General features: G+C 65.4%; 7 protein-coding genes. All 7 read left to right on the forward strand.

Going from position 1 to position 5,530, the window contains the following annotated elements; translation table 11 throughout:
* Window positions 1-1,252 (forward strand): aminotransferase class III-fold pyridoxal phosphate-dependent enzyme (locus AAF563_25305; protein MEM7124618.1); only part of this gene is annotated, 1,252 nt, incomplete at its 5' end.
* 50 nt (window positions 1,253-1,302) lie between these two features.
* Window positions 1,303-2,820: an aldehyde dehydrogenase family protein gene (locus AAF563_25310; protein MEM7124619.1), complete on the forward strand. Its 1,518-nt coding sequence runs from the start codon at window positions 1,303-1,305 to the stop codon at window positions 2,818-2,820.
* Between the two features lie 7 nt (window positions 2,821-2,827).
* Entirely contained in the window at window positions 2,828-3,439 is a 612-nt protein-coding gene (locus tag AAF563_25315) for a BMC domain-containing protein (protein MEM7124620.1), read from the forward strand.
* Between the two features lie 11 nt (window positions 3,440-3,450).
* Window positions 3,451-3,888, forward strand: coding sequence for a hypothetical protein (locus AAF563_25320; GenBank protein MEM7124621.1), 438 nt, complete (start codon window positions 3,451-3,453; stop codon window positions 3,886-3,888).
* Window positions 3,885-4,130, forward strand: a complete 246-nt coding sequence (locus AAF563_25325) for a EutN/CcmL family microcompartment protein (GenBank protein MEM7124622.1) — start codon at window positions 3,885-3,887, stop codon at window positions 4,128-4,130. The genes AAF563_25320 and AAF563_25325 overlap by 4 nt, the downstream gene beginning before the upstream one ends.
* Window positions 4,131-4,230: 100 nt before the next feature.
* The gene (locus AAF563_25330) at window positions 4,231-4,512 is read left to right on the forward strand and encodes a BMC domain-containing protein (protein ID MEM7124623.1); all 282 of its coding nucleotides are present in this window, start codon (window positions 4,231-4,233) and stop codon (window positions 4,510-4,512) included.
* 46 nt (window positions 4,513-4,558) lie between these two features.
* Window positions 4,559-5,188 carry a microcompartment protein gene (locus AAF563_25335; GenBank protein ID MEM7124624.1) on the forward strand — a complete coding sequence of 210 codons (630 nt, stop codon included), beginning with the start codon at window positions 4,559-4,561 and terminating at the stop codon, window positions 5,186-5,188.
* The last annotated feature ends 342 nt before the right edge of the window (window positions 5,189-5,530 follow it).

A 5,530-nucleotide genomic window follows, 5' to 3' on the forward strand; every position in this document is an offset into this window, starting at 1 on the left:
CGAATTTCTAGAGAGGTCGCGGACCTACTGGAACCCGCGCAAGACGCAGGACTGGCAGGATATGGGCGTCGATCTGGTGATCGATCGGCGCGAGGGCTACTACCTCTTCGACATGGACGGACGTCGGCTGATCGACGTCCATCTGAACGGCGGCACCTATAACCTGGGCCACCGCCATCCTGAACTGGTCGAGGTGCTGAAGGCCGGCACCGCGCGCTTCGACATGGGCAACCATCATTTTCCGGCGCTCGCCAGAACGGCGCTGGCCGAGGCGCTGGCGCTGTGCACGCCCGGTGACCTCAAGTACACGATGTACGGCGCCGGCGGCGCGGAAGCCATCGAGCTTGCCATCAAGTCCGCGCGCCACGCCGCCCAGAAACGCAAGATCGTCTCGATCATCAATGCCTACCACGGCCATAGCGGTCTTTCGGTCAAGGCCGGCGCCGAACGGTTCACAAAAATCTTCCTGTCGGAGGATACCGAGGGCGAGTTCATCCAGGTGCCGTTCAACGACCTGAACGCCATGGAGGACGCGCTGAAAGGCCGTGACGTCGCCGCCGTGCTGATGGAGACGATCCCGGCGACCTACGGCTTTCCCATGCCCCGTGAAGGCTACTTGCCGGGGGTGAAACAGCTCTGCGAGCGCTACGACGCCTTCTACATCGCCGACGAGGTGCAGACCGGCCTGATGCGCACGGGCGACATGTGGGGCATCACGCGCTACGGCGTCGAGCCCGACATCCTGGTGACCGGCAAGGGCATCACCGGCGGCCTCTACCCGATCTCATGCTGCGTCGCGTCGGAGCGCTGCGCCGGCTGGCTCAAGATCGACGGCTTCGCCCACATGTCGACGGCGGGCGGCGCGGAACTCGGCTGCATCGTCGCCATGAAGACGCTTGAGATCCTGCAGCGACCGGAGGTCCGCACCATGGTGCGTTACGTCTCCGACTACATGCGCCAGGGCCTCAACCAGATCCAGGACCTCTATCCCGACTTCTTCGTCGGCATCCGCCAGCACGGCGTCGTCATGGGCCTTGAGTTCAACCATGAACAAGGCGCCAAGCCGGTGATGAAACATCTCTATGAGAACGGCGTCTGGGCGATCTTCTCGACCCTCGACCCGCGGGTTCTTCAGTTCAAGCCTGGGATCCTGATGACCCAGGCCGAATGCGAGGACCTGCTACGCCGTTGCGAGATCGCCATCGGCTTGGCCCGCCAGGAAATCATGGGCGGCCAGCGGAGGATCGCCTAGTGGACGCGCAGGTGCGCACGCTGGTCGACATCTCCGGTAGCAAGGCGGCGATGACCGGACGCGCCAACCTGATGCTGGAGCGCGCCGGCTGGGCCTCCCAGGTCTTCCTGCGCTACGACCGCGACGCCGTCATGAAGATCGTCGACGCCGTCGCCGACGCGGCGTTTGCCAACGCCGGACGCTTTGCCGAATTGGCGGTCGAGGAGACCGGCTTCGGCGTCGCCGCCCACAAGAAGCTTAAGAACGAACTGACATCGCACGCCCTCGTCGACTTCTACCGCGACCAGGACTATGTCAGCCCGCGCATTGACGAAGCGCGCAAGATCGTCGAGATCCCGCGTCCCGCCGGCGTCGTCTTCGCGCTGGCCCCGTCGACCAATCCGATCGCGACGCTGAACTTCAAGACCATCATGGCGTTGATGACACGCAACGCCATCGTCTTCAGCCCGCACCCAGCAGCCCGCAAGTCGTGCGTCGAAGCCTGCCGGGTCCTGGTGGACGCGGCGGCAGCCGCCGGCGCGCCGGACGGTGTCATTCAGATTATCGAAGATCCAACCGTGCCGCTGATCGAAGAGTTCATGGCCTCGCCCAAGACCGATGTCATCCTGGCGACCGGCGGCACCGCCATGGTGCGCGCGGCCTATTCCTCGTCCAATCCGGCGATCGGCGTCGGACCCGGCAACGCGCCGGTCTATGTCGATTCAAGCGCCGATCTCGACATGGCGGCCAAGCGCATCGTCGCCTCCAAGAGCTTCGACAACTCGGTTCTCTGTACGAACGAGTCGACGCTGATCACACTCGACGACGTCGACCAGCGCCTGCGCCGCGCGCTGCAGCAGGCGGGCGCCTACATCTGCTCCGACGACGAGGTCGACCGGCTGCGCACCTACCTCTTCCATGATCGCGGATTCAACATCGAGGCCATCGGCCGCGACGCCACCTGGATCGCGGGCGAGTGCGGCATCAAGGTGCCGGGCAAGACCAAGATCCTGGTCGCGCCGATCACCCAGATCGGCATCGAAGAGCCGCTCTCGAAGGAAAAGCTCTGCCCGGTGCTGGCCTATCACGTGGCGTCCAGCCGCAGCCAGGCGCTGGCCCAGGCGCGCGCGCTCTTGCGTTTGACCGGCGCCGGCCATTCCGCCGCGATCCACGCCACCGATCCGACGGTCACGCTCGCCTACGCCTCGGCGGTCGAGAGCTACCGCGTCGTCGTCAACGCGCCGTGTAGCCAGGGCGCGGCCGGTTTCGACACCAACCTGGCCCCCACCTTCACCATCGGCACCGGCTTCTTCGGCCGGAGCTCGATCGGCGAGAATATCGGCCCGCAACATCTGATCCATTGGACGCGGCTGGCCCACAACACCGCGGCCGACGAGGTCATGGGCGACTATCATGGCCTAGGCCAGCAGCTTGACGGACCGTTGCAGCAGGCGCCGTCCGACGGCGTGCCCGGTCTCTCCATGGCGCCACGCACGCCGCAGCCAGCCTCGGCTGCTATCGATGCGAGCATGCGTGAGGAATTGCGGCGACTGATCGCCGAAGAACTTCGCGCGGCGCTCAAGACGTAACCCCGCCATGGCCGATCTCAGATCCTTCATCTTCATCGACCAGCTGCAGCCCCAGACGCTCGCCTATATCGCGACCTGGATGCGCGGCCATTTGCCGCGCCGCAACATGGCCGCCCAGATCATCGAGATCGCGCCGGGCCTGGATATCGAGGCGCTGACCGATGTGGCGCTGAAGGGCGCCGATGTGAAGGCCGGCATCCTGGTAGTCGAACGCCAGTTCGGTTACCTGGAGTTTCATGCCAAGTCGCCCGCCGAAGTCCGCGCGGGCGCGCAGGCCGTTTTGGATGCGCTCGAAGCGCGGCCCGAAGACGCGACGCCGCCGAAGATCCTGGGCTCCAACATCGTGTCGCGGGTCGACCGGCAGCACGCCTTCCTGATCAACCGCAACAAGCTGGGTTCGATGATCCTGGGCGGCGACTCGCTCTTCTTGCTCGAATGCCAGCCCGCGTCCTACGCGATCCTCGCCTGCAACGAGGCGGAGAAGGAAGCCAACATTAAGGTGATCGACTACCGCATGATCGGCGCCAACGGCCGCCTTTATCTCGCCGGACGCGAAGCGGAGATCCGCGCCGCCCACGAGGCCGCGACCCGCGCGCTCGAACTACAGGGCGCGGCATAGGGAGCGGGGCGTTGGTCGAGGAACTCAGAGGCGTCATCCGCGAACTCTTAGTCGAGGAACTGGCCAAGGTGCGCGCCGAGATGGGCGACAAACCCGCCGATGCCAGCATACGCGAAGAGTCCGTCGCGATCGCGTCTGACAAAGATCTGGATGCCTTCGTCAAGCGCCTCATGGCGCTTGCCACCGATCCCAAGGCACGCGCCGAGATCGAGGCCGGCCGCCACCGGTTCCGTCTGGGCGTGCCCCCGCAAACCAACGCGCCCACCGCGCCAAGCCAGGCGGGCGACACCACACCGCATTTCGACCGGGGCGTCGTCACCGAGCGTGACGTCGGCAAGCTGCCGCCCGGTCTCACAACGGTCCGGGTGAGCAAGCGTGTGCGTTTCACGCCGCTTGCCAAGGACGAACTACGCCGACGCGGCGTCACCATCGAAAGGACATCGTCATGATCCGTGGTCGCGTGAAGGGCCGGGTCTGGTCCTCCAAACATGTCGAGACACTGCCCAATGGCGGCCTGCTGGAGGTCGAGACCGACGGCGGCGGCACGCTGGTCGCCTTCGATCCGCTCGGCTGCGCCGACGGCGAGGCGGTGCTGGTCACGCAAGGCTCCGTCGCCGCCGGTTACTTCACCGGCACCAAGGCGCCGGTCGACGCGCTGATCATCGGCTCGATCGACGAAGAAGGCGGCTAAGGCCATGGCCCGAACCGCCACCCGCAAACGTTCACCCGCCGGCACAGCCAAGCGGGCTACATCCGGCCGCAAGGCCGCACCTCAGAAGGAAGGAAATCCCATGTCGAACCAGGCGATTGGAATGATCGAGACCAAAGGCTTCGTTGCGGCGCTCGCCGCTGCGGACGCCATGGTCAAAGCGGCGAACGTCACCATCGTGGCGCGTGAGGAAGTCGGCGACGGACTTGTCGCGGTTGTCATCAAGGGCGATGTCGGCGCCGTCAAGGCGGCGACCGAAGCAGGCGCGGAAACCGCCAACCAGGTTGGCGAGATGGTCTCCGTCCACGTCATTCCGCGGCCCCACGCCGACCTCGGCAAGTACTTCGACTCCACCGGTAAGTGACGCCCCGCTCACCGTCCCCGTCTCCGTCAAATCGGGCGAGGTGTCGATGACCGAGCTACGAGTCTATCTGCCGATCCACGATCTGCAGCCTCAGTTCGCGGCTTATCTGAGCTCGCCCACACGCGCGCGCGGCTACCCGCCGTTCGAGCGGGAGCACAGCCTGATCATCGAGGTCTCGCCGGCGTTGTCGATCCACCGGATCATCGATCTGGCCTTGAAGGCAGCGCCCGACATGGAGCCGGGCATCCTGTTCACCGAACGCCAGTTCGGGCTTCTGGAACTGCATGCCGAGGACGAGGCGGCGCTAGCCGAAGCTGGCCAGGCCATCCTGGACGGTATCGGCGCAAAGGCGGCGGATCAACTGGCGCCGACCATCCTGTTCCACGACATCATCGAGGATATCGCCGACCAGCACGCGATCATCCTGAACCGGACCCGCGACGCCTCGATTCTGGTTCCGGGCACTTCGCTTCTGGTCTACGAAATGGCGCCCGCCCTCTTCGCCTGCGTCGCGGCGAACGAAGCCGAACGGGCCGCGCCGGAAGCGATCATCAATGACGTCCAGATGATGGGCGCATCCGGCCGCATCTTCATGTCCGGCACCACCGACGACATGATCCGCGCCCGCGACACCATTACTCAAACGCTCGAGGCGATCGAGGGCCGTAAGGGCTGACGCAAACAACATGACCTCCCTCTCCCCTTGAGGGAGAGGGCCGGGGTGAGGGGTCGCGCGCGCCAGCGCGCAAAGAAGTCAGGTTCGTCAGACGGAAGCGCCTTCCCCCTCACCCAGCTTCGGCTAGGCCGCTAACGCGACCAAGCCTGCGCAACCCTCTCCCTCACTGGGGAGAGGGGTTCTAAGCCTATGTGTCGCGCGGCTTACGCGACCACGACGGTTTCTCGCCGTCGAAGAAACAGCGGATGCCTTCCTGGGCTTCCGCCGTCTCCCAGCGGTCGGCGAGACTTTCCGACGTAAACGCATGCTGGTCGTCGATCCGGTCGCGTGACAGCGCCAGAC

It is taken from the genome of Pseudomonadota bacterium, assembly GCA_039028155.1.
GTDB lineage: Bacteria > Pseudomonadota > Alphaproteobacteria > SP197 > SP197 > JANQGO01.

Coding starts and splice junctions, on each gene's coding strand:
- AAF563_25325 (MEM7124622.1), top strand. CDS start 3,885: ATGATCCGTGGTCGCGTGAAGGGCCGGGTCTGGTCCTCCAAACATGTC.
- AAF563_25315 (MEM7124620.1), top strand. CDS start 2,828: ATGGCCGATCTCAGATCCTTCATCTTCATCGACCAGCTGCAGCCCCAG.
- AAF563_25335 (MEM7124624.1), top strand. CDS start 4,559: ATGACCGAGCTACGAGTCTATCTGCCGATCCACGATCTGCAGCCTCAG.
- AAF563_25310 (MEM7124619.1), top strand. CDS start 1,303: ATGACCGGACGCGCCAACCTGATGCTGGAGCGCGCCGGCTGGGCCTCC.
- AAF563_25330 (MEM7124623.1), top strand. CDS start 4,231: ATGTCGAACCAGGCGATTGGAATGATCGAGACCAAAGGCTTCGTTGCG.